Source organism: Epibacterium sp. HA2-3, assembly GCF_055693725.2.
The window spans coordinates 2545235-2571130 of record NZ_CM172490.1 but is presented as its reverse complement, the minus strand read 5'-3'; the positions used below and the strand labels follow the sequence as shown (position 1 = coordinate 2571130).

Sequence of the window (25896 nt, the reverse complement as noted above, 5' to 3'; positions counted from 1 at the left end):
CCAATCAACGGGGCCAGTTTGCGCCCTCAGCGTTTGCGATCTGCGGGATAGACGCCGAGGATTTCCACATCGGTTGTGAAATAGCTCAGCTCATCCATGGCGAGGCGGACGTTTTCATCCTCTGGGTGGCCGTCGATGTCGGCATAGAACTGGGTCGCCGTAAAAGAGCCATTGACCATGTAGCTCTCGAGCTTGGTCATGTTGACGCCATTGGTGGCAAACCCGCCCATCGCCTTATACAGCGCGGCGGGAATGTTGCGGACCTGAAAGACAAAACTGGTGATCATGCCGTTGTCCCCGCGGCGGCTTGTATCAGCCTCGCGTGCCATGGTCAGGAACCGCGTGGTGTTGTTGCCCTGATCCTCAATGTGGCGGGCCAGTACATTGAGACCGTAGATCTCACCGGCCAGTTCCGACGCGAGCGCAGCGTGGGTGATCTCCCCGCGCTCGGCCACCTCGCGGGCGGCGCGCGCGTTGTCAGGGCTGACGCGGCCCTGGATCTGGTGTTGGCGCAGGAACGTTGCGCATTGTGGCAAGAGCACCAGATGCGAATGCGCTTCCTTGATGTCATCAAGGGTGGCTCCGGGCACCCCCAGGAGGTTGATGTGGACGCGCACAAAAGCCTCATCGATGATCTTGAGGCCGGAATGGGGCAGCAGTCGGTGAATATCGGCGACCCGGCCATAGGTGGTGTTTTCCACCGGCAGCATCGCGAGCTCGGCCTCGCCGGAGCGCACGGCGTTGATGGCATCCTCAAATCCCCGGCAGGGCAGCACCTCCATATCGGGCCGTTTGTTGCGGCAGGCCTCGTGGCTGTAGGAGCCGAGTTCGCCCTGAATTGCGATTTTCTGGGTCATAGCTGCGTCATCTTTGCAAAAACTTGGGAATTTGGTCGTTTAGTCGCGGTGTCTATACCTTGCCAGTTGATAGGGGAAGCCTTAGACACCCTGTTAGACAGCTGAAATGGACACGCTATCATGTTTGACACAATGACACTCACCAAAGCGACCGCAGGTTTCTGTGGCGCGTTCCTTGTGTTCCTCTTGGGCAAATGGGTTGCCGAGGAGCTCTATCACGTTGAGGCACACGGAGAGGCGTCCTACGTCATCGAGGTGGCTGATGCAGGTGGTGCAAGCGACGAGCCTGAGGTGGACTTTGCGACGCTGATGGCCTCGGCGGATGTCGACAAGGGTGCGAAAGTCTTCCGCAAGTGCTCCGCATGCCACAAGCTTGACGGCACTGATGCAACCGGCCCGCACCTCGACGGTGTTGTTGGCCGCGATATCGCAGCAAGCGCAGGCTTTGGCTACTCGGGTGCGCTGACCGCGCTTGAGGGCGCTTGGACACCAGAAGCGCTGAACGAATTCCTCCTCAAGCCGTCCGACTATGCCTCCGGGACCACCATGTCCTTTGCAGGTTTGAAAAAGGTCGAGGACCGGGTGAACCTGATCGCCTACCTGCAGACCACTGCAAACTAAGTGCGACGGGCACAGGGTTAACGTGAAAAGGCCGCAGCACTGCTGCGGCCTTTTCTTTTGACGCTTGCGCCCTAAACCGTTGATTGAAATCGACCAAGGGTCAACCAAGGTGCGCAGTTTGTTTTCAATTCCGTGCGAGGCCGCAATCTCGGCTTGAAAACGATGCGCTCTGACCTTTAGCTTTGAAGAAAGCAGATAAAACGCCAGCACCGGTGCGATCGGGCAATGGCGCCACATAAGAAGGGTTAGGCAGATGACGATCAGACGTGCGACAGCGACCGCAACAGGAACTGCAAAAGCCCGCACTCGATCGTGGTTAAAACCTCTCGCGGGGGCGGTCCTCATGTCCACCGCGGCCCTGATGACCTCGGCGCTTGCGGTAAAGAGCACAGAGAGCGAGGCGACCACCGTCAGCCATGGCTATTCGTTTTACGGCGATCTGGATTATCCGGCTGATTTTGAACACTTCGACTATGTAAACCCGGACGCGCCGAAGGGAGGGGAGCTTGCGATTCCCTTCATCGGGACTCTCGACAGCATGAACCCCTATTCTGGCAAGGGTCGGGCGCATGCGTTTTCTGTCTACCCTTACGAGAGCCTCCTCTCGGATGCGGCACCTGCGGATAAATATGGTCAGTCCTACTGCCTGCTCTGCGAAACCGTGGAATATCCGGAAGACAAGAGCTGGGTGATCTTTCGCATGCGTCCCGAGGCGCGGTTCTCCGACGGCACACCGGTCACCGCACATGACATCGCCTTCAGCCACAACCTGCTGCTGGATCAAGGTTTGAAGTCCTACGCAGACTTCATTCGCCGGCTGATCCCAAAAGTTGAGGTGATCGACGATCACACCATCAAGTTCTATTTTGCTGATGGCGTCTCACGCCGGAGCCTGATCGAGCAGGTGGGCGGCGTACCGGCCTGGTCGAAGAAGTGGTTCGATGAAACGGGACAGAAGCTCAACGAGAACTGGATCGAGGGGCCTCCGGGCTCTGGTCCCTATGTGATCGACGAAATCGACCTGTCGCGTCGTATCGTGCTGAAACGCAACCCTGATTATTGGGGCAAGGATCTGCCGGTCAATCAGGGGCGGCACAACTTTGATTCGCTGCGGGTGGAAATCTTTGCCGACGACACGGCAGCCTTTGAGGCCTTCAAGGCGGGCGAGTATACCTTCCGCGCCGAAGGCGACAGCAAGAAATGGGCCAGCGGCTATGACTTTCCGAAGGTCGATAGCGGCGCGGTGAAACTCGAAGAGCTGCCAAATGGTGCACCGCCTGCGTCATCGGGCATCGTGTTCAATCTCGCCTCTCCCGAATTGCAAGATCGGCGTGTGCGCGAAGCGCTGGCTCTGGCGTTCAATTTTGAGTGGTCCAACGAGAGTCTTCTCTATGGTCTCTTTGATCGCCGTGCGTCGTTCACCCAGAACTCCCCCCTGATGGCCAAAGGCGTGCCCGAGGGCGCCGAGCGCGCGTTTCTGGAGAGCCTCGGCGACCTTGTTCCGAACGAGATGCTGACCGAAGAGGTCTATATCCCGCCGACCTCCGATCCTTCGCGACTGTTTGACCGCCGCAACGCACGCAAGGCAGCGGCCTTGCTGGATGCGGCCGGGTATACGGTGGGCGATGGCGGCATGCGCATGTCTCCGGATGGCTCTGCGTTTGAGCTGGATTTCCTGTTTTCCTCCTCATCCTCGCCCACCACGCGCGGGGTGATGGAGAACTTCGTCGACAACCTCGAAAACCTTGGCGTTCAGGTCAATTTCGAGGTGGTGGATACGGCGCAATACACCAGCCGGGAACGGGACCGCGATTATGATCTGGTGGTCGACAGCTACACCACGTTCCTTGGCACCGGTACCGGTCTGGAGCAGCGGTTCGGGTCCGAGGCCGCAGCCTTCTCGCTGTTCAACCCTGCCGGTCTGGCCTCCCCGCTGGTGGATGAGATCATCACGAGATCGCTGCACGCTGAGACCCGCGAAGAAGAAACTACCATCATGACGGCGCTGGATCGCGCCTTGCGGCATGAGTTCATCATGATCCCGCTGTGGTATAACCCGAACCACTGGGCCGCCTATTACGATCAATATGAGCACCCGGCGGAAATCCCGCCCTATAGCCTCGGGTATCTGGACTTCTGGTGGTATAACGAGGACAAGGCCAAAGCGCTGCGCGATGCTGGTGCGCTGAGGTAAGCTCCCGATGTTAAACTATATTCTCCGGCGTCTTCTGCTGGTGATCCCGACACTGATCGGGATCATGGTAGTGAATTTCGCGCTCGTGCAGTTTGTCCCCGGTGGACCGGTGGAGCAGATGATTGCCCGCCTTGAGGGCGGTGGCGATGTCTTTGGCGGCTTTGCTGGGGCGGCGAATGATGCCGGAGCAGAGACCGTTGGTCAGGCCGAAAGCCAATACGCCGGGGCGCGGGGGCTGCCGCCTGAATTCATCGAGGAACTGGAGCGCGAGTTCGGCTTTGACAAACCTCCCCTCGAGCGGTTCCTCAACATGATGTGGAACTACGTCCGGCTTGATTTCGGCGAGAGCTATTTTCGCAATATCGGCGTGATTGATCTGGTGCTCGAAAAGATGCCAGTGTCGATCTCGCTGGGACTGTGGTCCACCCTCATCGCCTACCTGATCTCGATCCCGCTTGGTGTGAAAAAGGCGCTGCGCGATGGCAGCAGCTTTGACAGTTGGACCAGTGGCGTGATCATCGCGGCCTATGCAATCCCGGGCTTCTTGTTTGCGATCCTCCTTCTTGTGCTTCTGGCCGGGGGGTCATACTGGCAGATTTTCCCTCTGCGAGGCCTGACATCCGAGAATTGGGAAGAACTGAGCCTTCTGGGCAAGATCGGCGACTATTTCTGGCACATCACCTTGCCGGTTGTGGCCTCGACCATTTCGGCCTTTGCGACGCTCACCTTGCTGACCAAGAACTCTTTTTTGGACGAGATCAAGAAACAGTATGTGATGACTGCCCGTGCCAAAGGGTTGACGGAAAACCGGGTGCTCTACGGGCATGTGTTTCGCAATGCGATGCTGATCGTGATTGCTGGTTTTCCGGGGGTGTTCATCTCGATCTTTTTCACCGGCAGCCTGATCATCGAGACGATCTTCTCGCTCGACGGTCTCGGGCGGCTCGGGTTTGAGGCTGCGGTCGCGCGTGACTACCCGATTGTATTTGGGACACTTTTCATCTTTGGCCTGATGGGCCTGGTGGTTGGGATCTTGTCAGACATCATGTATGTGCTGGTTGATCCACGCATCGACTTTGAAAAGCGGGAGGGATGATCTGATGGCTCTGTCTCCTCTCAATCAGCGGCGGTGGAACAACTTCAAACGCAACCGTCGCGCCCTGTGGTCGCTCAGGATCTTTTTGGTGCTGTTTGGCCTGTCGCTGTTTGCGGATGTTCTCGCGAACGACAAACCGATCCTCGTGAATTATCGCGGCGACTATTACACGCCCGTTTGGAACTTCTATCCCGAGACCACCTTTGGCGGTGATTTCCAGACCGAAGCCGTCTACCGCGATCCCGAAGTGAAATGTTTGATTGCCTCTGGAGGCAGTCTCGATTGTTTTGACGATCCCGAAGGGATCATGGCTGCGATTGATTCAGGCACATATGCAGCCGAGGATTTTGTCGAAGGCTGGTCGCTCTGGCCGCCGATCCCTTACCGGTTTGACACGCCGGTTGATCGCGCGGGCGCAGCCCCGCTGCCGCCAAACGGGCAGAACTGGCTCGGGACCGATGACACCAAGCGCGATGTGCTTGCCCGCGTTATCTATGGTTTCAGACTCTCCATCCTTTTCACCCTGATCGTCACCCTTGCGGCGAGCCTGATCGGGATTGTTGCGGGCGCGGTGCAGGGGTTCTTTGGCGGATGGGTTGATCTGATCTTCCAACGTGTCATCGAGATCTGGTCAGCGACACCGTCGCTCTATGTCATCATCATCATGTTTGCGATCCTCGGACGAAGTTTCTGGCTCCTTGTCTTCCTGATGATCCTGTTCAGTTGGACCGCTCTTGTGGGGGTGGTGCGTGCGGAGTTCCTGCGCGCCCGCAACCTCGAGTATGTCCGCGCGGCCAAGGCGCTGGGGGTCGGCAATGTAACGATAATGTTCCGCCACATGTTGCCCAATGCGATGGTGGCGACGCTCACCATGCTGCCCTTCATCGTGACAGGGACCATCGGCACATTGGCAAGCCTCGACTTCCTTGGTTTTGGGCTGCCGTCGTCGGCGCCCTCCTTGGGGGAGATGACCTTGCAGGCCAAACAGAACCTGCAAGCGCCCTGGCTTGCCTTTACCGCCTTCTTCACCTTTGCAATCATGCTCTCGCTTCTGGTCTTCATTTTTGAAGGCGTGCGGGACGCGTTTGACCCGAGAAAGACCTTTTCATGACGCGTCGAGACAAGGGAACGGAGCACTTGGTTTCGCATCGGGAAGGGCAGGGCCAATGACACAAGCGCCAATTCTGCAGGTCAAGGACCTTCGGGTCGCCTTTCGTCAGGACGGTCAGCGGGTTGAGGCCGTCAAAGGGGTGTCCTTTGCCCTGTCTCGTGGCGAGACGGTGGCTTTGGTGGGCGAGTCGGGCTCCGGCAAATCGGTCTCGGCGCTTTCGACGGTGCAGCTCCTTGGTGATAGCGCCGAGGTCTCCGGCTCGGTGAACTATGACGGACAGGAAATGATCGGCGCCGATGAACGTACCCTGCGACGGGTGCGCGGCAATGACATCTCCTTCATTTTCCAGGAGCCGATGACCTCTCTGAACCCGCTGCATACGATCGAAAAACAGTTGGGCGAGGCGCTTGCGCTACATCAGGGAGTGATGGGAGAGGACGCCCGCGCGCGTGTGCTGGACCTGTTGAATAAGGTTGGTATCCGGGACGCGGAAACCCGACTGGGCGCTTATCCGCACCAGCTTTCTGGCGGTCAACGTCAGCGTGTAATGATCGCGATGGCACTCGCCAACAAACCCGATGTTCTGATCGCAGACGAGCCCACAACGGCGCTCGATGTGACCATTCAGGCGCAGATCCTCGATCTCCTTGCGGATCTGAAACAGAGCGAGGGGATGGGGCTTTTGTTCATCACCCATGACCTCTCGATTGTGCGCCGTATTGCGGATCGGGTCTGCGTGATGAAATCCGGTGAAATTGTCGAGGAAGGTCCAACGGCTGAGCTGTTTGCAAACCCACAGCACCCCTACACCCAGAAACTCCTGGCGGCAGAACCCTCCGGTCGACCCGCGCCGATCCCGGAAGGGGCAACCGAATTGGTCAGTGCCAAGGATCTCAAGGTCTGGTTTCCCATCCAGCGGGGGCTACTGAAGCGCACGGTTGGCCATGTCAAGGCGGTCAATCCCATGTCGCTCTCGGTGCGCGCCGGGGAAACTTTGGGAATTGTAGGCGAATCCGGCTCGGGCAAAACCACGATGGCACTTGCGATCATGCGCCTTATCGCCTCCGAAGGCGAGGTACGCTTTCAGGATCAGGACCTGCGCCAATGGTCCACACGGGACCTGCGCCGGTTGCGCAAGGACATGCAGATCGTGTTTCAGGATCCGTTTGGCTCGCTGTCTCCGCGTATGACATGCCAACAGATCATTGCCGAAGGTCTGGCAATTCATGAGGTTGACCAACATCGTAAGCCGCGTGATCTTGTTGCTGATGTAATGCAGGAGGTGGGTCTCGACCCTGCCACCATGGACCGCTATCCACATGAATTCTCAGGTGGGCAGCGTCAGCGCATTGCCATCGCCCGTGCAATGGTTCTGCGCCCCAAGCTGGTGGTTCTGGACGAGCCGACCTCGGCCCTTGATATGACGGTCCAGGTGCAGATCGTGAACCTGCTGCGCGATCTTCAGGCCCGCTACGGGCTTGCCTATCTCTTCATCAGCCATGACCTCAATGTGGTGCGCGCCATGTCGCATGACATCCTGGTGATGAAAGCCGGAGACGTGATCGAGCAAGGCCCCGCCGAGGAGGTATTTGCCAATCCCAAAGAAGAATACACACGGCATCTGCTCTCTGCCGTGACGGGTGCCTAGCGCCGCTTCTTCTAACAGAAAATATCCCGGGAGCGCGAGGGCAGAGCCCTCGCATCTTGCCACGAATGGGGCTGCACCACCGCCGAATGTCTAGATCGCCGAGCTATGTCCGGCCTTGCTCAGGTCATAGGCATCAAAGTGGCGCGCCACCATTCGCGTCAGGGGCTTGCCTTCGGGTCTTACCCGCAGCCCCGATGGGGTGACGTCGAGCATATCCGGAAAGGCGACGGAGGCCTCGCGATACATGCGCTCCAATGCGTCTTGCGTGATGTCGAACTGTGCCCGAATATCGTCGGTTGCAATCTCGAAATCACACATCAGGGCTTCAATCATGCGCCCACGCAGCAAATCCTCGCCCGAAAACACATGGCCGCGCGCGGTGGAAAACTGTCCGTCACGAATAGCCTTGGTGTAGGCCGATGTGGATGGAGCATTCTGAGCATAGCCCTGCGGAAAACGCGAGATAGAGGATGCCCCAAGGCCGATCAGCACATCTGCCCGATCATCGGTGTAACCCTGAAAGTTCCGGCGCAGTCGCCCCGTCCGGGCTGCAACCGCCAGCCCATCGTGGGGCGTCGCAAAATGGTCGATACCAATTTCGCGATAGCCATCCCACTGAAACAATCGCTGCGCGGTCTCAAACAACTGTAGTCGGGTTTGAGGTGACGGTAGGCTGTCGGTTGGAATCATATTCTGGCGCCGCGCCATCCATGGCACATGGGCATAGCCATAGAGTGCCACGCGATCCGGCGAGAGCGACAGCAGTTTTTGCACGCTTTCGGTCATGCGCATCCGGTTCTGATGCGGCAGCCCAAAGAGAATATCTGCATTGAGGCTAGTGATGCCCCGCGCGCGGATCATGTCGACGGCGTCGCGCGTCAGATCAAAAGGCTGAATGCGACCGATGGTTTCCTGGATCTGGGGGTCAAAATCCTGAACGCCGATCGAGGCACGGTTCATCCCCGCCGCCGCGAGGGCGTCGAGGCGCGCATCGTCGATTTCATTTGGGTCGATCTCAACGGAGAACTCGCCGCCCTTCGCCATCGGCGTCACGGCAAAGATCGCCTCCGCCAGATCAGAGATCATTTCGGCACTGAGGAGCGTGGGCGTCCCGCCGCCCCAATGCAGCCGCGCAAGGCGGACGCCTTCGGGTAGGGCACGCGCAAGAAGCGCAAGTTCTTGCTTCAACACCTCTATGTAGGCGCGCACAGGTGACTCGGACTGCGTGCCCTGCGTGCGGCATGCGCAAAACCAGCACAGCCTGCGACAGAAGGGCACATGCACGTATAGCGAGATTTCTGCGCCGGGCTTGATAGACCCGATCCAGGAGGCAAAACGCGCTGCGCTCACGTCATTGTTGAAGTGTGGCGCAGTCGGGTAACTTGTATATCTGGGCACCTTTGCGTCGAAAAGTCCGAGCCGCGCCAATTGAGATTCCTGTGTCATGCGACTAGGGTAGGGTCAGCTGGCACCGTCGGCTTTGACACAGATCAACCAGAGGCACACATGTCCCTTGCTCAATTTCAGTCCGTCGAATGTGCGGATTGTCCGATCCGCCATCGCGCGGTCTGCGCCCGTTGCGATGCCGATGAGCTTGAGGCGCTCGATGCGATCAAGTTTTATCGCAGCTATGAGGCCGGGCAAACTGTGGTGTGGTCCGGGGACCAGATGAATTTTGTGGGCTCCGTTGTCTCGGGTATCGCGACCTTGACCCAAACCATGGAAGACGGGCGCACCCAGATGGTCGGTCTGCTGTTGCCGAGCGATTTTGTGGGGCGGCCCGGGCGGGAGGGATCCGCCTATGACGTTGTGGCCACCACAGACGTGATAATGTGTTGTTTCAGAAAGAAACCTTTCGAAGACCTAATGGTGCGCACACCGCATATCGCCCATCGTTTGCTGGAAATGACGCTCGACGAGCTTGATGCTGCGCGCGAGTGGATGCTGGTCTTGGGCCGCAAGACCGCACGCGAAAAGATCGCCAGCCTTCTGTCGATCATCGCGCGTCGCGATGCATCGTTGGCGGTGGATCCTTCGAACGGAGCTGTCAGCTTTGATTTGAAACTCACCCGCGAGGCGATGGCGGACTATCTCGGCTTGACGCTCGAAACCGTAAGCCGCCAGATTTCTGCGTTGAAAAAGGCGGGTGTGATCCAGCTGGAAGGCAAGCGTCATGTGACGGTCCCAGACATGCATCGCCTGATCGAAGAGGCGGGCGATGACAGCGACGGTGGCGTTCTGGGCTAGAGGCAGCGTTGATGTGTAGATGTCCGTTGACCGCATCCGCTCACTCACGAAGTCCCCATAGTGACATCGAAAGGCGCTCTTGCAAAAGTTGTGCCTGCGCAGCAGATATTCATCGCAACTCAGGCGTCGCCTGCGCGCGATGTGAATGACCGACAAAAAAGGAAAGTCAGCCCAAATAGAGCTGACTTTTGCCTTCCTTTGCCGCCGCAACCATCAATGCGCCATCAAGACCGGAACTTTGGCATGCTCAAGCATGTTGCGGGTCGCGCCGCCGAGGATTGACTCCCTGAAACGGGAATGCCCATAAGCGCCCATCACGATGAGCTCGGCTTCGGTGTCGGTGGCATGACGACACAGCACGTCCGAGATTCGCGGAAGAGTTTTGCTCAGCACATCGATCTCGCAAGCCACCCCGTGACGCGCCAGCATTTGACACAGCATGCCACCCGGATCAGAGCGCTCGATACCATGCTTTGGCGGGTCGATGATCGTGATCCGCACGAGATCGGCTGCTTGCAGCAAAGGCAGCGCCTTGCGCACCGCTGTCAGCGCTTCGATGCTCTCATCCCAGGCGACGAGAACGGTCTTGGGCGAAGCGGCGAGCTCCGTGCCTTCGGGCATGACCAGAACGGGGGTGCGGGTGTCAAAGAGAGCCGCTTCGACGATGGGTTCCACTTCTGGCCCTTGGCCTTTGCTGTAAGGCAGGTCCATCACCACGAGATCGCTAAAGCGGGCGTGGTGAGAGGTGATGCGAGAGATGTCCCCAAAAGGCGCAATCGCGGTTGAGATCGCGCGGGGCACATCGCTGCCAGCGAGATGTTGTTCCGTATGGGCTTCGGTCGCCTGAACTTCCTCGCGGGCACGATCCAACAGGGTGTTGATGGCAATCGCGTTGGCTCCGCCATCGTAATAGCCGACGCGTGTACGGTCCACGCCGAGGCACAATACGTCCAGATGTCCATTGGCGCGGCGCACCATAGCCTCGGCTTGATCCAATGCTGTCGTCGACCCGTCAGGCGCAGATCGCACGGTAAGAATTGTTTTGTATGTCATGAGCTTACCTCTTCCCAAATCCCATGAGGTCGGTGGCAGGCGTAGGAATTCACATTGTGAACGCCCCGCGTCCCACATGCCGACATGACACATTTCGCGGGCCCGTATCTTGATGCAGATCAATGTTTGAAAAACCGCGCTCTGGCATCAGGGACGGGGAAACGACGCCCGAAGTGTATCTGCGAGGGACACGATTCGGGTGAATCATTCAAAGGGGCATGAAATGTCTAATTATCTCAAGCTGATAGTGCTTGGCGTATTGACGGTCTTCTTCATGATCGCCGCCGGCTACGCCAGGGATCTGGCGTATCAGGTACATGCGGTGATCTTGATGCTCGTCGCAGGTGGCCTGTTCTTGTGGACACTGCGCGAGACCGACGAGCCGGTTCCGGCTCCCGTCACCGGGGAATATCTCGATGGCGTGGTGCGCGCAGGTGTCATTGCAACCGCATTCTGGGGTGTCGCGGGGTTCCTAGTGGGGACCTTCATTGCGTTCCAGCTAGCTTTTCCGGTTCTGAATTTTGATTGGTCCGAAGGGTTTGCGAATTTTGGCCGCCTGCGTCCGCTGCACACATCTGCAGTGATTTTTGCGTTTGGCGGTAACGCGTTGATCGCGACTTCCTTTTACATCGTGCAGCGCACCTCGGCGGCACGACTCTGGGGCGGCAACCTCGCGTGGTTTGTCTTCTGGGGCTATCAGCTGTTTATCGTGCTTGCGGCAACCGGCTATCTCTTGGGCGGAACGCAGTCCAAGGAATACGCTGAGCCCGAGTGGTACATCGACCTGTGGCTGACCGTTGTCTGGGTGGCCTATCTGGCGGTGTTCCTCGGTACCATCATTCGCCGCAAAGAGCGCCACATCTATGTGGCCAACTGGTTTTTCCTCGCCTTCATCGTGACCGTCGCGATGCTGCACCTCGTCAACAACCTGACCATTCCTGTTTCGATCTGGGGTTCCAAATCCGTGATTGTTTGGCCGGGTGTACAGGATGCCATGGTGCAGTGGTGGTATGGCCACAACGCGGTGGGCTTCTTCCTGACCGCAGGCTTCCTCGGCATGATGTATTATTTCATTCCCAAGCAGGCAGATCGTCCGGTTTACAGCTATAAACTGTCGATCATCCACTTTTGGGCGCTGATCTTCATCTACATCTGGGCCGGCCCACACCACCTGCATTATACCGCGCTGCCGGACTGGGCCTCGACGCTGGGCATGGTGTTCTCGATTGTGCTGTGGATGCCCTCCTGGGGTGGCATGATCAACGGTCTGATGACGCTCTCGGGCGCCTGGGACAAGCTGCGCACCGATCCGGTCCTGCGGATGCTGGTGATCTCGGTTGGCTTCTACGGCATGTCCACATTTGAGGGTCCGATGATGTCGATCCGTGCGGTGAACTCGCTGAGCCACTACACCGACTGGACCATCGGTCACGTGCACTCTGGTGCTCTGGGCTGGAATGGTATGATCACCTTCGGGGCGCTCTACTACCTGACCCCGGTTCTGTGGAAGCGCGAGCGGCTCTATTCGTTGAGCCTGGTCAGCTGGCACTTCTGGCTCGCGACCATCGGCATCGTTCTCTATGCGGCGTCCATGTGGGTGACCGGTATCATGGAAGGCCTGATGTGGCGTGAAGTGGATGCGAACGGCTTCCTCGTGTGGTCCTTTGCCGACACCGTTGCTGCGAAGCTTCCGATGTATGTGATGCGTGGTTTGGGCGGGGTTCTGTTCCTCACCGGGTCGCTGGTCATGTGCTATAACCTCTGGATGACCGTTCGTCGGGCGCCGGCCAAAGAGGCCAGCCTGTCCGTCGCGGTCCCGGCTGAATAAGGAGGGCCGGAGAGATGGCAATTCTCGACAAACATAAAATCCTCGAGACCAACGCAACGCTTCTGCTGATCTGTTCCTTTCTCGTGGTTACCATCGGTGGCCTGGTACAGATCACCCCGCTGTTCTATCTAGAGAACACCATCGAGGAGGTGGAGGGCATGCGTCCCTACACCCCCCTCGAGCTGGCGGGGCGGGAGATCTACATCCGCGAAGGATGCTACGTCTGTCACAGCCAGATGATCCGTCCGATGCGGGATGAGGTTGAACGCTACGGTCACTATTCGCTGGCGGCGGAGTCGATGTACGACCACCCGCACCAGTGGGGCTCCAAGCGCACCGGGCCGGATCTGGCCCGGGTTGGCGGGCGCTACTCGGACGAGTGGCACGTCGATCACCTGCGTGACCCGCAGGCGGTTGTGCCAGAGTCGGTCATGCCCAAGTATGACTTCCTGGAGCGCACCCGTATTGATGGCAAATACATCGGAGAACTGATGGCCACCAATGCGATTGTCGGTGTCCCCTATACCGAGGCGATGATCGAAGAAGCTCGTCGCGACTTCCGCGCACAAGCCGATCCCGACAGCGATTATGACGGGCTGCTGGAGCGCTACGGCGAGAGCGTCAATGTGCGCAACTTTGATGGTCAGCCCGGTGTATCCGAGGCGGATGCATTGATCGCCTATCTGCAGATGCTCGGCACGTTGGTCGATTTCTCGACCTTCACACCCGACGCAAGCCGCTAAGGGAGGATTGAGCCATGGAAACCTATTCGCTGCTGCGAGAGTTCGCCGACAGCTGGATGCTTCTCTTTCTGTTCCTCTTCTTCATTGGTGTTGTGATCTGGGCGTTCCGCCCGGGTTCCACCAAAACCTATGAGGACACAGCCAACATCCCCTTCCGCAACGCGGACAAGCCGGCGTCCGAGCGCGCCGCTCAACCGGAGGCCCAGCAATGAGTGAAACGGGCAATAAAAAGACAGTAAAGATCCACGAGGGCGATCCAAACACCACCGGCCACGAGTGGGACGGGATCATGGAATTCGACAACCCGATGCCGCGCTGGTGGCTGTGGGTGTTCTACGCCACGATCATCTGGGGCATCGGATATACCATCGCCTATCCTGCATGGCCGATGGTCAGCGCGGCCACCTCCGGGATCACCGGATGGTCTTCGCGTGGTCAGGTCGAGGCCGAGATTGCCGCCGTCGATGAGGCCAACGCGCCCATCAACGCCCAGCTCGAAGCGCTGGAACTTGCCGCCATTCCGGGCCATCCCGAGCTTGAAGGCTACGCCGTCTCTGCCGGGGCCGCCGTCTTCAAGACATGGTGTGCGCAGTGTCACGGGTCTGGTGCTGCGGGAGCCAAAGGCTATCCGAACCTCTTGGATGATGACTGGCTCTGGGGTGGCACGATGGAAGACATTCACGCCACGGTCTCTTATGGCATTCGCAACGAGGAAAGCGACGATGCCCGCTATTCCGCAATGCCCGCCTTTGGTCGTGATGAGCTGCTCGAAAAAGCAGAGGTCAGTCAGGTCGTAAACTACGTGATGTCCCTGTCAGACACGCCCAAAGACGCAAGCGAAGTGGCTGCGGGCGCGGTTGTGTTCGAAGAAAACTGCGCCTCCTGTCATGGGGCGGACGCATCGGGTGATATCTACCAAGGTGCGCCGAACCTGAAGGACGCGATCTGGCTCTATGGGGGCGACTACGACACTCTCTACGAGACAGTCTGGAACTCGCGTTTTGGGGTCATGCCGAACTGGGACAGCCGTCTGAGCGAAGCTGAGATCCGCGCAGTCAGCGCCTATGTCCACCAATTGGGTGGCGGCGAGTAAGCGCCATAACACTGAAAAGACTGGGCCGCTCCATCTGGGGCGGCCCTTTTCGTTTGGGGGACAATGGCGTCCAAGCCTCTAGAATCCAGGCTCTAGCGACGTCTTTGAGGGACAAATGCGCAGCGGGTTGATCTGTATCAAGGCCGCCAACCAAGGCCGGAGGCACAGTGGGAACAAGACGAAATCCAGGGTCATGGTTGGGAAGGCCTTTGTGTCAGACCTTGCTTTTCGCCTGATCCCGTTCCGGTAACGGACGGGCTCAATTGACGCCAGTTCTCTGCTTGTTTGCGCGTTTCCCGGAGAACTGGCGTCTTTTGTCTTCCGGCCGTCTGGATGTGGTACAGGCCGCAGGCGCTGGGCGATTACTTGCACGCCACAGGGTGTGTGGCGTGGGGTAGGTTTCTTCTTTCGTTTGCCTGACGCGCGCCCACCCGGATCTTCAAAAACCGCAGCATGCCACTGAGGGACAGGCGCGATCGCCGGGCTGGAGCGGGTAGGGGCCGCACCGGCAGATCCGAGTGGCGGGTCGCGTTCAGCATCGATCGGGCGTAAATATCAACTAACATGCTTGTACTCCGTGATGGGGGCAGGGTGGAAGGAAACTGCGCTCATGCTTGCCCGAGCGCGCCTGATATGCGAGTCAGGAAGAAATCCAACGTGTAAGTAGGGCTTACATATGAACTGGCGCGACATGCCCCCCTTGTCAGCCCTGAGGGCTTTTGCGGCCTTTGCGGAGACCGGCAACCTGCAACAGGCAGGCGAGCAGCTGAACGTCAGCCACGCTGCCATCAGTCAGCAATTGCGCCACCTTGAGACGCATATGGGGGTGCCGCTTCTGGACCGCTCTGGCCGCGCGCTGCGTCTGACGAGCGAGGGCGAACAACTGGCACAGGCGCTGGCGCTCGGGTTTGGCGCGATCCGTAGCGCCGTGCAGGACCTGACCTCACGCGGGGCAGGGCAGCCTCTGCATGTTACCTGCACGCCAATGTTTGCGACTCATTGGCTGATGCCACGGCTGGCGGGATTCCGTCAGGCCTACCCGGATGTCGATCTTGTGATCGACCCCACCGGCGAAGTGGTGCGTCTTACCCCAGGTGGGATCGATATTGCCCTGCGCTATGGAACAGGCACATGGCCGGGGCTCGAGGCAGAGATGCTGCTCGCTTCGCCGATGGTCGTGGTGGCTGCGCCGGGTCTCTTGGATAAACGCACCGTCACAACGCCGGAGGACCTGCTGGACCTGCCCTGGCTTGAGGAAATCGGCACCAATGAGGCGTCGGTCTGGCTGCGCTCCCGAGGCGTTCAAGATGGCGTTAAGGCGGGGCGAGTCGTTTTGCCGGGCAACTTGCTGATGGAAGCGCTGCGCGCGGGGCAGGGGGTTGCGGTGTCGGTGCGTGAATTCGTCGCGCTCGATGTGGCGGCGGGCCGCCTGATCGAGCTTTTCTGCGAAGAAAAGGGCCGTGGCTATCACATCGTGCACCGCCCGGGCTTGCTGCGTCCGGGTGCGCGGCATTTCGTCAACTGGCTGCGGCGAGAGCGCGACTCTACGCCCTTGATCTGACCGTACAGTTCTTGTGCGGCGCTCGCAGCGCCAGCGACAGATGGGCAAAATGCACATGCGAGATGTGATTTTTGATCCACGTCAAAGTCTCGACCGCTGGCCTCTGAGAGAACACAATCAGACCTGTCACAGGATCGGAGCCAGAAGTTGAGCGATTCGAGCCAAACCCCCAGCCTTTACGCCGCGCGAGAGCCAATCTTTCCCCGTCGCGTATCGGGAAAGTTTCGCACCCTCAAATGGGTGATCATGGCCGTCACACTGGGGATCTACTACCTGCTGCCATGGATCCGCTGGGATCGTGGGCCTGAGTTGCCGGATCAGGCGGTCCTCCTCGATCTGGCCGGGCGGCGGTTTTACTTCTTCTGGATCGAGATCTGGCCACATGAGTTCTATTTTGTGGCGGGCCTTTTGATCATGGCCGGCTTAGGGCTGTTTCTCTTTACCTCGGCCTTGGGGAGGGTCTGGTGCGGTTATGCCTGTCCGCAAACTGTCTGGACCGATCTCTTCATTCTGGTGGAGCGCTGGATCGAAGGGGATCGAAATGCGCGCTTGCGCCTGCACCGTCAGAAAAAATGGGACTTCAAAAAGGTTCGCCTGCGGGTCACCAAATGGGTCGCCTGGCTGTTGATCGGTCTTGCGACTGGTGGGGCGTGGGTCTTCTATTTTGCAGATGCGCCGACACTGCTTCAGGATCTGGTGACGGGGCAAGCGCATCCGGTGGCCTACACGACGATGGCGATCCTGACTTTTACGACCTTCTTTTTTGGCGGTTTTGCGCGCGAACAGATCTGCATCTATGCCTGCCCATGGCCCCGTATTCAGGCGGCTATGATGGACGAGGATACGCTGACGGTGGGTTATCGCGATTGGCGTGGTGAGCCGCGCGGCAAACACCGCAAATCCGTTGAGGCGGAGCAGTTGGGCGACTGTATCGACTGCATGGCCTGTGTGAACGTCTGCCCGATGGGAATCGACATTCGGGACGGGCAGCAGATGGAGTGCATCACCTGCGCGCTTTGTATCGACGCTTGCGACGACATCATGGCCAAAGTGGGCAAACCACGCGGGCTGATCGACTACATGGCGCTCTCTGACGAGACACAGGAACGTGCAGGCAAGCCGCCGCGCCCGGTCTGGAAGCACATTTTGCGCCCACGTACGATCATGTACACAACCCTCTGGGGAGGTGTTGGTCTGGCGCTTGTCTTTGCGCTCTTCATTCGAGCAGACATCAACATGACCGTCGCACCCGTGCGCAACCCGACTTATGTGACGCTCTCGGATGGCACTATCCGCAACACCTACGACGTGCGCCTCTCGAACAAGAACGGGGAGGCTCGGATCTTCGAGATGTCGATTGTTGGTGATCCTACGCTCTCTGTCACGCTTGAGGGCGAAAAAGGAACCAAGGTCGAGGTGCCCGCAGACAGCGCCGAATTGCAGCGGGTCTATGTCTCTGCACCACGGGACAGCGCGCCGGCAGAGGCGGAAAACACTGGCCTGAGACTCTGGGTCGAAGATTTGACCTCAGGCGAGCGCGCCTATCGTGACACGACATTCAACGGACGGGGGAACTGATCCATGCATAGCGAAACCACAAAAGCACCCCGCCAGTTCACCGGCAAACATATGCTTGCAGTCTGTGTGGGGGCCTTTGGGATCATCATTTCGGTGAACCTCTACATGGCCTACAGCGCGGTGAGCACGTTTCCGGGTGTCGAGGTCAAGAACTCCTATGTTGCGAGCCAGCAATTTGATACGCGCCGCGCCGCGCAAGAAGCGCTGGGCTGGTCGGTCTACGCCTCGGCGATAGGGAACGAGGTGAAGCTCGAGATCAGCGATCGTGACGGCCAGCCGGTTGAGGTCGCCTCGCTCACTGCGACGCTGGGACGCGCCACGCATGTCAGGGACGATCAAAAGCCGCAGTTCCGCTTTGACGGGTCGGCCTATGTGGCCCCCGCAGAGCTGGCCCCGGGGAACTGGAACATCCGGATGATCGCGCGCGCCGAGGATGGCACCGAGTTCACGCAGCGGGTGATCCTGCACGTAAAGGACTGAGATCATGCGAGATGTCTTCTTTTTCGGCGCCTGCGGGGGGGCGACTGCCCGTTTTGTGCAGAGGCCTGAGGCTAGACGATGACTGCCCAGATGCACCACCAAACGGCGGTTTGTCCGGGCTGCGCCGCCGCTCCGACAGAAGCTATTGCGCAGGCCCCGACCGAGGCGCGTCTCGCGATCTCGTTGCCAACAATCCATTGTCAGGCCTGTATTTCCGCCGTTGAGCGCGGTCTGTCGCAAGTGCCGGGTGTACGGTCTGCGCGGGTAAACCTCACGTTGAAGCGCGCCTTGGTGGAGGCCGAACCAGAAATGCGCGCCGCCGACTTGGTCCCGATCTGCGAGTCGCTTGGTTACGAGGCGCATGAGTTGGATCTGGCAGCCCTGGCCGCTACGGAGACGGATCGGGCGGGGCGTGAACTGTTGTTGCGTCTGGCAGTGGCGGGGTTTGCGTCCATGAACGTGATGCTGCTGTCGATCTCGGTCTGGTCCGGGGCTTCCGATGCCACCCGTGACATGTTTCACTGGATTTCGGCGGCGATCACATTCCCGGCCATCGTCTATTCTGGGCAGCCCTTCTTCAAGAACGCATGGCAGGCGTTGCGGGCGCGGCGGCTCAATATGGATGTGCCGATTGTTCTTGCGCTGCTGTTGGCGCTGCTGACCTCCCTTTGGGAGACGACACTGTCCGGGGAGCATGCCTATTTTGATGCCGCCCTGACGCTCACGTTCTTCTTGCTGGCGGGGCGCTATCTCGATCATCGGACACGCGCGGCGGCCCGCTCTGCCGCCGAAGAGCTTGCAGCGCTTGAGGTGCCGCGTGCCTGGCGACTGGACGAACAGGGACAAGAGGTCGAGGTCTCGGTCGCCGATCTGACCATCGGGGATTTGATCCGCGTCCGACCTGGGGGGCGCATGCCCGTAGACGGAGAGATCACCGAGGGGCGCTCGGAACTTGATCGTTCTTTGCTCACCGGGGAAACCCTTCCGGTGCTGGCAGAGCCCGGGGGCCTTGTGTCTGCAGGGGAAGTGAACCTCACGGGGCCGCTGACGATCCGCGCCACAGCTGTTGGCGCAGAGGCGTCGCTGCACCGCATGGCGGATCTGGTTGCGATCGCCGAGTCGGGCCGGTCGCGCTACACCTCTCTGGCAGATAGCGCTGCAAAGCTCTATGCGCCGGGGGTACATATCCTCTCGGCTCTTGCGTTTGTTGGGTGGTATCTTTATACCTACGATCTGCGCACGGCCCTCAATATCGCCGCAGCTGTTCTGATTATCACCTGCCCATGTGCGCTTGGTCTTGCGGTTCCTGCAGTGACCACTGCGGCATCGGGGCGGCTGTTCCGGGCCGGGCTTCTTGTCAAACACGCCACCGCGCTTGAACGGCTGGCCGAGGTTGATACGGTAGTTTTTGATAAGACCGGAACCTTGACGGAGGGCGCGCCGGAAGTTGTCAACCTCGATACACTCAGCCCCAAAGAACGCTCTGTTGCGCTTGCCTTGGCGTCTGGCTCAAGTCACCCGCTGGCCATTGCGCTGTCGCGGGCAGCGAGAGATGCAGGGGCGGAGCCAGCTGTGCTTGAAGATCTGCGCGAAGTGCCCGGCTATGGCACCGAGGCGCGTCTGAACGGCCAGCCGGTTCGGCTTGGGCGTGCAGCATGGGTCGGTGCTCGAGGGACGCAAGAGCAAACTGCGACCTGGCTGGATCTCGGAGAGGGGGCGCCTGTCGCAATTTGTTTCAAAGATGCCCTTCGCGCCGGTGCCGAAGAGGTCGTGCGCGCGCTACAGGGGGCGGGCAAGGATGTTCTGCTGATATCTGGTGACACCACAGCCGCAGTGGAGGATCTGGCGAAGCGCCTGGGCATTCAAAGCTGGGTGGCTGAGGCCCTGCCTGAGGACAAGGCCGCTCGCATTGCGGAGCTGACCCAGACAGGGCGCAAGGTGCTGATGGTGGGTGATGGGCTCAATGATACCGCTGCATTAGCAGGTGCGCATGTGTCGATCTCTCCGGCTTCGGCACTTGATGCAGCACGGGTTGCCTCAGACATTGTTTTGCTCGGCAAAGATCTAGCGCCCATCGCTGAAGCCTGCGGCGTGGCAGAGCGTGCGACCAGACGCATCCGGGAAAACTTCCAGATCGCAACACTCTATAATGTGATTGCGGTGCCCCTTGCGATCGCGGGCCTGGCCACCCCCTTGATCGCGGCGCTGGCGATGTCCACGTCATCCATAACTGTTTCACTCAACGCCTTGCGTCTGCGTTAGAAAGCCGGGAGTGCCGTCATGACTGTTTTGTCTTATCTGATCCCAATTTCCCTTATCCTCGGCGGGGCAGGGTTGATTGGGTTCATCTATACGGTGCGCTCGGAGCAATATGACGACCCGGAAGGGGATGCGCGCCGTATCCTGAGTGACGAGTGGGATGATCACCCCAAACCTTGATGGCGCGACCTCATTGAGGGGGCTCAAACCGGTCAGATACCAGATTGGTCGTCAGGTTTTACAAGGCCCACTGGCAGGGGGCGCTGCCCCCTCTTGCCCGTCCCGGGCAATTCACCCCCGGGATATTTCTGGTTAGAAGAATGGAAAAAGCCCCGCACCAATGGCTTTGGTACGGGGCTTTTGACTTGCACGTCAGGGCTTAGGAGGAGGGGCCAAGTGTCTCGCAGGTGACATTGCGAGAGTTGAGGCGCTTGCATGCGAGCTCGGCGCTTTCCTTGGTCATCCCAAGGAAATTGGCGTCAAATCCGCGCGGACTCTGCACCACCTTGCGCAGAGAGCCTTCGAGCGTCTCCATTTCGGCCAAAGCCGTGCGCAACAAGACTTTTTCGGCCTGAAAACGGTTGGTGTAGCGTCCGACATTGATCCCCCAGTAGCGGCCGCCAGAGGTCGACAGGCGTGTCACCACGACTGGTTCCTCGAGCGAAGCAACTTCGGTGTTGAATTTTGCTGGGCGCGCCTGTGGACGTGGCCCGGTGTAGCGCGGTTGCGTCGGGGCCTCAACGGCGCGCGCGACCGCTGTTCGAATTTCCGCCTGCAGGGCTTGCTCACCTTCCACCTCTGCCTGAAGAGCCTCGGGCCGCGCCTGAGGTTGGATTGCCGAGACATCGGAGACTTCGGTGACTTCCAAAAGAGCGTCGTTGATGCCGGATTTCAGGGCATCGCTATCCAGCGCGGCGAGCTGCACCTCTTCAGGTGCGGCAACAGTACCGGTCTCGACCTCTGTTTCAGCCTCTGCAAGTAGCGTTTCCGGGGCAGGCTCTGGCAGCGGACGGGGCCGTGGGCGCAGGGTCTCTGAAATCACCCCGCTGACGCGGATCGTCTTTCCGGCCATGCCATGCGTGTCATCCTCTGCCAGGCGCACACCGCTGTTGCCGAGGTAGGGCGGCATAGGGGGCTTTTGCAGTTTGGCATAGGCCGGAGCGCGCCGGAAGCCGAGGTCCAGGAGTTCTGCGATCTTGGCGTTGCGTGCCGCGGTGGATTTCCCGCCAAATACGGTTGCAATGATGCGCTCATCGCCCCGTTTTGCAGAGGAGACGAGGTTGAACCCGGCTGCGCGCGTATAGCCGGTCTTGATGCCATCCGCACCGCGGTAGGCCGCGAGAAAGCGGCGGTTGGTGTTGTAGACAACCTTGGTGCCCGCGTTGGTCGAGGTGCGCGAAAAGAGATTATAATACTCAGGGTAGTCATAAAGCATATGACGTCCGAGGATTGTCATGTCGCGTGCCGTCGACATGTGACCATTGGCAGTCAGCCCATGCGCGTTCTTGAAGGTCGTGCGGGTCATTCCCAGTGCCTTGGCGGTGCGATTCATTCGCCGCGCAAAGGCCGCCTCAGACCCGGAGATCGCCTCACCAATGGCCGTGGCCGCATCATTGGCGGATTTTACCGCTGCGGCCCGGATCAGATACCGTAGTGCGATTTTTTGCCCGCGGCGCAGGCCCAACTCAGAAGGAGGTTCTGCCTCGGCATTGCGCGAAACCGTGATCTGGGTGTCGAGGGTGATTTCCCCGTTCCGCACCGCCTCAAAGGCGATGTATAGGGTCATCATCTTGGTCAGCGAGGCGGGGTGCAGCCGAGTATCCGCATTGCGCGAATGCAGCACTTCGCCGGTACGCGCATCCATGACCATCGCCGCGTAGGGGGCAGCGGTTGCGCGCTCCGGCGCAATGGACGCCACGCCAAGTGCGAGGGTCAGCGCCTGCGCACTGCGCCTGCACAACGCCCTGAACTTGTTGCGAAATGTTTGTACTGTGCCGCGACGTTGTCCACGGCCAAACCTCACCCACAAGGAGGAGGGGCGACCGTCGTCGACCTCTGAAAATACTGCCATGTCTGCCTCGTGCCGCTGGTTTTCCAACTGGCGTTTTGTCTTGTCAGCAAAAGCTACCACAGCTGATCATTCGAATAAACCGGTCGTTACGGAACATGACGTGGACGAAAAGCGTTGGAATATCTTGAGAATCGATATGTAGTGGTTGCTGCGCGTGCCCTCGCTAAATAAGGCGATCCTTTTGTGGAAACTCTGCGGAAAATTCTCTTCGTCTTGTGGTGCAAAAAGCGGGATCACGCCGATATTTAGCGATCAAATGAAGCGCTAAAGTCACAGTTATGAATGAAGGGTTAACATAACCCTCGGAATCCCCCCTTTAGGCGAGTCGTTCAACCAACTCAGGGAGCGCGCCGAGGTCGGGGATTTCGTGATAGCGCGGGCTTTCTGTGGGGGGCTCTGCGGCCTCGACTTCCCAAATTGCGCCATGTGGGACATAGACCCCGTGGCCGCCAGCCCGCACAACCGGAACCACATCGGAACGCATGGAGTTTCCGGCCATCAAGGCTCGCGCGGCGCCGTCACCGTGACGCTCAAAAATATCGATATAGACCTGCGGCGTCTTCTCTGAGACCACCTCGACCGCGTCGAACAACTCGCCCAGCCCAGATTGGGCGAGCTTGCGCTCCTGATCGAGCAGATCGCCCTTGGTAATCAGGATGACTCGGTGGTCTTTGGCGAGGGTTTCAACTGCGGTCTGCGCGTGGGGTAGCAATTCGATCGGAAAGGAGAGCATCATCTGGCCAGCCTCCAGCAGTTCTTTGATGACCGCCGCCGGAACGCGCCCCTCAGTCACCTCTATCGCGGTTTCAATCATCGAGAGCGTGAAGCCTTTGACTCCGTAGCCATAGGCGCCAAGATTGCGTTTCTCTGCGTCCAGCAGCTTGCGATCCAGCGCTTCCGGCCCCATGTCTTCGGGTGTGTGATCCATAAGGAGTTCGGCAAAGCGATCCTGAGTGACACGAAAGAAGCGTTCGTTGTGCCAAAGCGTATCATCTGCGTCAAAACCGATGGTCGTGAGCGTTCTAGACATTATCCCGGCCTCAATCTCTTTTCCTTGTGGGGTCTTCCGCTATATAAGCCGGTGACGAAATCAGATGCACCACTGGAAACTGTTGATCCTATGCTAATGCAGCCCTTAATGATGTCGGACAATCCGGATGACGAGAGCGATCTTGGTCTGTTGACCAAGACGCGCCCGCGTACGCAGCGGCCGCCGCGCTACAAGGTGCTGCTGTTGAACGACGACTACACACCGATGGAGTTCGTGGTCATCGTTCTGGAGCGGTTCTTTGGTCTCAATCACGCGCAAGCCTTTGAAATCATGCTGACTGTTCACAAGAAAGGTCTCGCGGTAGTGGGTGTCTTCAGCCATGAGGTTGCCGAAACCAAGGTTGCGCAGGTGATGGATTATGCCCGTCGCCATCAGCATCCTTTGCAGTGCACCATGGAAAAAGACGACTGACCCGCGTCTGCGCGTCTGGTCTGGGAAAGGTCTCTTCACATGTCTCAACGCCTGAGCCTCGTGGTTCAATCAGGCGATTTTCGCGTTCCCGATGAGGGGCGAATCGCTGTTTTTCATCCGCGCGAGGGGCATGATCTCTCTGATTTGCCAGATGCGCGGCTGGAGATCATCCAACCGCTGAAGCCCGAATATGACTATTGGGCGGGGCGTGGTCTGACCTCTGTGGCGGAGGTTGCGGAAGATGCGACCTATGATGCCGCAGTGGTGTTCATTCCGCGCGCAAAGCCCTTGGCTCGCCAACTCGTGGCGCAGGCTGTCGCGGCCACGCAGGGGCCGGTTTTGGTAGATGGTGCCAAGACTGACGGCATCGACTCGCTGCTGAAAGAGCTGAAGAAGCGCACCCGTCCCAGTCCTGCGATTTCCAAGGCGCATGGCAAGGCGTTTTGCATTGAGGGCGGGATCGACCTCTCTGATTGGGTGCTAGGACCGAGTGAAGTAGACGGCGGATTTGTAACCGCGCCGGGCGTGTTCTCTGCGGATGCCATCGACCCAGCCTCTGCTTTGTTGGCGCGGGCACTGCCCAAAAAGCTCGGCAAAGAGGTGGCCGATCTTGGTGCGGGCTGGGGCTATCTCTCGGCTGAAATCCTGCGGCGCAGCAACTTGGAGACCTTGCATCTGGTTGAGGCCGACCATGTCGCGCTGACCTGTGCGCAAACCAATGTCACCGATGCGCATGCTGAGTTTCACTGGGCCGATGCGCGCAGCTGGGGCCAAAAGGGCAGTCTGGATGCGGTTGTCATGAACCCTCCGTTTCATAGCGGCCGCGCGGCTGAACCCTCGTTGGGCCAAGCCTTCATTGCAAATGCGGCCCGTCTGCTGAAACCGGCAGGCCAGCTCTGGATGGTGGCCAATCGGCATCTGCCTTATGAGGCCCTTCTTGGCGAGTGTTTCGTGTCCTTTGAGGAGGTGGCAGGCGACAATCGCTTCAAGATCCTGCATGGTGTTCGCCCGCGCCGCAAAGGTTAGTGCGTAACCCAAGGTCAAGACGACGGGCAGGGTTCAAAACCTGTTCAAATCTGAAAATCTTCGGGCTATCGTTTCGCCAGAGTGCGCCACAGACGCGCGTTTCTTCTGACCCCTGGCCCAAGACACAGGCCCAAGGCCTGATGCAAGCAAGGATCCAACCCCCATGAGTTTTTCCATCTCTGGCAAGACAGCCATTGTGACTGGCGCGGCCAATGGTATCGGCCTGGCGATTGGTCGGCAGTTCGCCCGTGAAGGTGCAAATGTAATGTTTGTGGACCACGATGAGCCAACGCTCCTGCAAGAGCTGGGCGGTGACGTGGAGGACAGCAATATCCGCCATTTCGCGGGTGATTTGCGCGAACGCCTGACCATTGCCAACCTGTTGTCAGCGACCATCGACGCGTTTGATCAGGTCGACATTCTGGTCAATGGCGCCCGAAAGGTCGTGCCCAGCGAGCCACTGAACCCCGACGACGAAAGCGTTGAGTTCCTGTTAAAGCAAAACCTCATGTCCACGCTGCGTCTGTCGCAGCATGTGGCCAAACGGATGATCCGTCAGGCTGAGGAGCGTGACGATGAGGGCCCCAATGGCGCCATCATCAACCTGTCGTCCATCGCCGCACGGCGCACCCACCCCGACCTTATGGGCTATTCGGTGGCCTCGGCGGCGCTCGATCAGATGACGCGCTCTTTGGCGGTTTCGCTTGCGCCGCACCGGATACGGGTGAATTCCATCGCGTTCGGTTCCGTGATGAGCGCATCCATGCAGGCGACGTTGAAGGACAACCGTTCCTTGCGCCAGGACATTGAAGAGCACACCCCGCTCAATCGGATTGCGCCGCCGACCGAGCTGACCGAGACCGCGCAGTTTCTCGCTTCGGAAGCCTCGGGCTTCATGACCGGGCAGGTACTGACGCTCGACGGCGGGCGTACCCTGCTTGATCCTGTCACAGCGCCGGTGCATTGAG

At 59.2% G+C, this 25896-nt stretch carries 23 protein-coding genes; 18 read left to right on the top strand and 5 right to left on the bottom strand.

What is annotated here, in order from left to right; genetic code table 11:
- Window positions 1-26: 26 nt before the first annotated feature.
- Window positions 27-857 carry a prephenate dehydratase gene (locus ACZ1HH_RS12015; protein WP_011539870.1) on the bottom strand — a complete coding sequence of 277 codons (831 nt, stop codon included), beginning with the start codon at window positions 855-857 and terminating at the stop codon, window positions 27-29.
- A gap of 120 nt (window positions 858-977) precedes the next feature.
- Between ACZ1HH_RS12015 and ACZ1HH_RS12010 the strand changes: the two genes are divergently transcribed.
- The 5 genes from ACZ1HH_RS12010 to ACZ1HH_RS11990 all read left to right on the top strand — a co-directional run bounded on the left by ACZ1HH_RS12010 (window position 978) and on the right by ACZ1HH_RS11990 (window position 7527).
- Window positions 978-1478: a c-type cytochrome gene (locus ACZ1HH_RS12010; protein ID WP_011539869.1), complete on the top strand. Its 501-nt coding sequence runs from the start codon at window positions 978-980 to the stop codon at window positions 1476-1478.
- Window positions 1479-1731: 253 nt separating this feature from the next.
- Entirely contained in the window at window positions 1732-3672 is a 1941-nt protein-coding gene (locus ACZ1HH_RS12005; RefSeq protein WP_472636732.1) for an extracellular solute-binding protein, read from the top strand.
- A 7-nt stretch (window positions 3673-3679) separates the two neighbouring features.
- Window positions 3680-4768, top strand: coding sequence for a microcin C ABC transporter permease YejB (locus ACZ1HH_RS12000; RefSeq protein WP_011539867.1), 1089 nt, complete (start codon window positions 3680-3682; stop codon window positions 4766-4768).
- A 4-nt stretch (window positions 4769-4772) separates the two neighbouring features.
- The gene (locus ACZ1HH_RS11995) at window positions 4773-5879 is read left to right on the top strand and encodes an ABC transporter permease (protein ID WP_011539866.1); all 1107 of its coding nucleotides are present in this window, start codon (window positions 4773-4775) and stop codon (window positions 5877-5879) included.
- A 55-nt stretch (window positions 5880-5934) separates the two neighbouring features.
- Window positions 5935-7527 (top strand): ABC transporter ATP-binding protein, encoded by a 1593-nt coding sequence (locus ACZ1HH_RS11990; protein WP_472636731.1) that lies wholly within the window; start codon window positions 5935-5937, stop codon window positions 7525-7527.
- Window positions 7528-7617: 90 nt separating this feature from the next.
- Here ACZ1HH_RS11990 and hemN read toward each other — a convergent pair whose 3' ends face one another.
- A complete protein-coding gene (gene hemN / locus ACZ1HH_RS11985; RefSeq protein ID WP_416369111.1) occupies window positions 7618-8973 on the bottom strand; it encodes an oxygen-independent coproporphyrinogen III oxidase in 1356 nt (451 codons plus the stop codon).
- A 60-nt stretch (window positions 8974-9033) separates the two neighbouring features.
- Between hemN and fnrL the strand changes: the two genes are divergently transcribed.
- Window positions 9034-9774, top strand: coding sequence for a transcriptional regulator FnrL (fnrL, locus tag ACZ1HH_RS11980; RefSeq protein WP_011539863.1), 741 nt, complete (start codon window positions 9034-9036; stop codon window positions 9772-9774).
- Between the two features lie 213 nt (window positions 9775-9987).
- On the opposite strand, the gene ACZ1HH_RS11975 is transcribed toward fnrL, so the two are convergent.
- Window positions 9988-10827, bottom strand: coding sequence for a universal stress protein (locus tag ACZ1HH_RS11975; protein WP_011539862.1), 840 nt, complete (start codon window positions 10825-10827; stop codon window positions 9988-9990).
- 223 nt (window positions 10828-11050) lie between these two features.
- Between ACZ1HH_RS11975 and ccoN the strand changes: the two genes are divergently transcribed.
- From ccoN to ccoS, 9 genes are all read left to right on the top strand, one after another.
- The gene (gene ccoN, locus ACZ1HH_RS11970; RefSeq protein ID WP_011539861.1) at window positions 11051-12655 is read left to right on the top strand and encodes a cytochrome-c oxidase, cbb3-type subunit I; all 1605 of its coding nucleotides are present in this window, start codon (window positions 11051-11053) and stop codon (window positions 12653-12655) included.
- 14 nt (window positions 12656-12669) lie between these two features.
- Entirely contained in the window at window positions 12670-13398 is a 729-nt protein-coding gene (gene ccoO, locus ACZ1HH_RS11965; RefSeq protein ID WP_011539860.1) for a cytochrome-c oxidase, cbb3-type subunit II, read from the top strand.
- Window positions 13399-13412: 14 nt separating this feature from the next.
- A complete protein-coding gene (locus tag ACZ1HH_RS11960) occupies window positions 13413-13610 on the top strand; it encodes a CcoQ/FixQ family Cbb3-type cytochrome c oxidase assembly chaperone (protein ID WP_011539859.1) in 198 nt (65 codons plus the stop codon).
- Window positions 13607-14491: a cytochrome-c oxidase, cbb3-type subunit III gene (gene ccoP, locus ACZ1HH_RS11955; protein WP_472636730.1), complete on the top strand. Its 885-nt coding sequence runs from the start codon at window positions 13607-13609 to the stop codon at window positions 14489-14491. The genes ACZ1HH_RS11960 and ccoP overlap by 4 nt, the downstream gene beginning before the upstream one ends.
- Window positions 14492-15167: 676 nt before the next feature.
- Window positions 15168-16052 carry a LysR substrate-binding domain-containing protein gene (locus ACZ1HH_RS11950; protein WP_472636729.1) on the top strand — a complete coding sequence of 295 codons (885 nt, stop codon included), beginning with the start codon at window positions 15168-15170 and terminating at the stop codon, window positions 16050-16052.
- Between the two features lie 147 nt (window positions 16053-16199).
- Window positions 16200-17630, top strand: a complete 1431-nt coding sequence (ccoG, locus tag ACZ1HH_RS11945) for a cytochrome c oxidase accessory protein CcoG (RefSeq protein WP_472636728.1) — start codon at window positions 16200-16202, stop codon at window positions 17628-17630.
- A 3-nt stretch (window positions 17631-17633) separates the two neighbouring features.
- Window positions 17634-18110 carry a FixH family protein gene (locus ACZ1HH_RS11940; RefSeq protein ID WP_011539855.1) on the top strand — a complete coding sequence of 159 codons (477 nt, stop codon included), beginning with the start codon at window positions 17634-17636 and terminating at the stop codon, window positions 18108-18110.
- Window positions 18111-18188: 78 nt separating this feature from the next.
- Window positions 18189-20372 carry a heavy metal translocating P-type ATPase gene (locus tag ACZ1HH_RS11935; protein ID WP_472636727.1) on the top strand — a complete coding sequence of 728 codons (2184 nt, stop codon included), beginning with the start codon at window positions 18189-18191 and terminating at the stop codon, window positions 20370-20372.
- Window positions 20373-20390: 18 nt separating this feature from the next.
- Window positions 20391-20549 (top strand): cbb3-type cytochrome oxidase assembly protein CcoS, encoded by a 159-nt coding sequence (gene ccoS, locus ACZ1HH_RS11930; protein WP_005629952.1) that lies wholly within the window; start codon window positions 20391-20393, stop codon window positions 20547-20549.
- A gap of 199 nt (window positions 20550-20748) precedes the next feature.
- On the opposite strand, the gene ACZ1HH_RS11925 is transcribed toward ccoS, so the two are convergent.
- Both ACZ1HH_RS11925 and ACZ1HH_RS11920 read right to left on the bottom strand, forming a co-directional pair.
- Window positions 20749-22440 (bottom strand): D-alanyl-D-alanine carboxypeptidase family protein, encoded by a 1692-nt coding sequence (locus ACZ1HH_RS11925; RefSeq protein WP_044027271.1) that lies wholly within the window; start codon window positions 22438-22440, stop codon window positions 20749-20751.
- A 316-nt stretch (window positions 22441-22756) separates the two neighbouring features.
- Window positions 22757-23470: an HAD family hydrolase gene (locus tag ACZ1HH_RS11920; RefSeq protein ID WP_472636726.1), complete on the bottom strand. Its 714-nt coding sequence runs from the start codon at window positions 23468-23470 to the stop codon at window positions 22757-22759.
- Window positions 23471-23560: 90 nt separating this feature from the next.
- Between ACZ1HH_RS11920 and clpS the strand changes: the two genes are divergently transcribed.
- From clpS to ACZ1HH_RS11905, 3 genes are all read left to right on the top strand, one after another.
- A complete protein-coding gene (gene clpS / locus ACZ1HH_RS11915) occupies window positions 23561-23902 on the top strand; it encodes an ATP-dependent Clp protease adapter ClpS (protein ID WP_011539851.1) in 342 nt (113 codons plus the stop codon).
- Window positions 23903-23941: 39 nt separating this feature from the next.
- Window positions 23942-24928 (top strand): class I SAM-dependent methyltransferase, encoded by a 987-nt coding sequence (locus ACZ1HH_RS11910; RefSeq protein ID WP_472636725.1) that lies wholly within the window; start codon window positions 23942-23944, stop codon window positions 24926-24928.
- 163 nt (window positions 24929-25091) lie between these two features.
- Window positions 25092-25895 carry an SDR family NAD(P)-dependent oxidoreductase gene (locus ACZ1HH_RS11905; protein ID WP_011539849.1) on the top strand — a complete coding sequence of 268 codons (804 nt, stop codon included), beginning with the start codon at window positions 25092-25094 and terminating at the stop codon, window positions 25893-25895.
- Window position 25896 lies beyond the last annotated feature (1 nt).

Bases quoted from the DNA above. Each gene is read 5' to 3' on its own strand.
- ACZ1HH_RS12000 (WP_011539867.1), top strand. From the start codon at position 3,680: ATGTTAAACTATATTCTCCGGCGTCTTCTGCTGGTGATCCCGACACTG.
- ACZ1HH_RS11975 (WP_011539862.1), bottom strand. From the start codon at position 10,827: ATGACATACAAAACAATTCTTACCGTGCGATCTGCGCCTGACGGGTCG.
- ACZ1HH_RS11960 (WP_011539859.1), top strand. From the start codon at position 13,413: ATGGAAACCTATTCGCTGCTGCGAGAGTTCGCCGACAGCTGGATGCTT.
- hemN (WP_416369111.1), bottom strand. From the start codon at position 8,973: ATGACACAGGAATCTCAATTGGCGCGGCTCGGACTTTTCGACGCAAAG.
- ACZ1HH_RS11950 (WP_472636729.1), top strand. From the start codon at position 15,168: ATGAACTGGCGCGACATGCCCCCCTTGTCAGCCCTGAGGGCTTTTGCG.
- ccoN (WP_011539861.1), top strand. From the start codon at position 11,051: ATGTCTAATTATCTCAAGCTGATAGTGCTTGGCGTATTGACGGTCTTC.
- ACZ1HH_RS11935 (WP_472636727.1), top strand. From the start codon at position 18,189: ATGACTGCCCAGATGCACCACCAAACGGCGGTTTGTCCGGGCTGCGCC.
- ACZ1HH_RS11990 (WP_472636731.1), top strand. From the start codon at position 5,935: ATGACACAAGCGCCAATTCTGCAGGTCAAGGACCTTCGGGTCGCCTTT.
- ccoP (WP_472636730.1), top strand. From the start codon at position 13,607: ATGAGTGAAACGGGCAATAAAAAGACAGTAAAGATCCACGAGGGCGAT.
- ACZ1HH_RS11995 (WP_011539866.1), top strand. From the start codon at position 4,773: ATGGCTCTGTCTCCTCTCAATCAGCGGCGGTGGAACAACTTCAAACGC.
- ccoS (WP_005629952.1), top strand. From the start codon at position 20,391: ATGACTGTTTTGTCTTATCTGATCCCAATTTCCCTTATCCTCGGCGGG.
- ACZ1HH_RS11940 (WP_011539855.1), top strand. From the start codon at position 17,634: ATGCATAGCGAAACCACAAAAGCACCCCGCCAGTTCACCGGCAAACAT.
- fnrL (WP_011539863.1), top strand. From the start codon at position 9,034: ATGTCCCTTGCTCAATTTCAGTCCGTCGAATGTGCGGATTGTCCGATC.
- ACZ1HH_RS12015 (WP_011539870.1), bottom strand. From the start codon at position 857: ATGACCCAGAAAATCGCAATTCAGGGCGAACTCGGCTCCTACAGCCAC.
- ACZ1HH_RS12005 (WP_472636732.1), top strand. From the start codon at position 1,732: ATGACGATCAGACGTGCGACAGCGACCGCAACAGGAACTGCAAAAGCC.
- ccoO (WP_011539860.1), top strand. From the start codon at position 12,670: ATGGCAATTCTCGACAAACATAAAATCCTCGAGACCAACGCAACGCTT.
- ACZ1HH_RS11925 (WP_044027271.1), bottom strand. From the start codon at position 22,440: ATGGCAGTATTTTCAGAGGTCGACGACGGTCGCCCCTCCTCCTTGTGG.
- ACZ1HH_RS11910 (WP_472636725.1), top strand. From the start codon at position 23,942: ATGTCTCAACGCCTGAGCCTCGTGGTTCAATCAGGCGATTTTCGCGTT.
- ACZ1HH_RS12010 (WP_011539869.1), top strand. From the start codon at position 978: ATGTTTGACACAATGACACTCACCAAAGCGACCGCAGGTTTCTGTGGC.
- ACZ1HH_RS11905 (WP_011539849.1), top strand. From the start codon at position 25,092: ATGAGTTTTTCCATCTCTGGCAAGACAGCCATTGTGACTGGCGCGGCC.
- ACZ1HH_RS11920 (WP_472636726.1), bottom strand. From the start codon at position 23,470: ATGTCTAGAACGCTCACGACCATCGGTTTTGACGCAGATGATACGCTT.
- clpS (WP_011539851.1), top strand. From the start codon at position 23,561: ATGCTAATGCAGCCCTTAATGATGTCGGACAATCCGGATGACGAGAGC.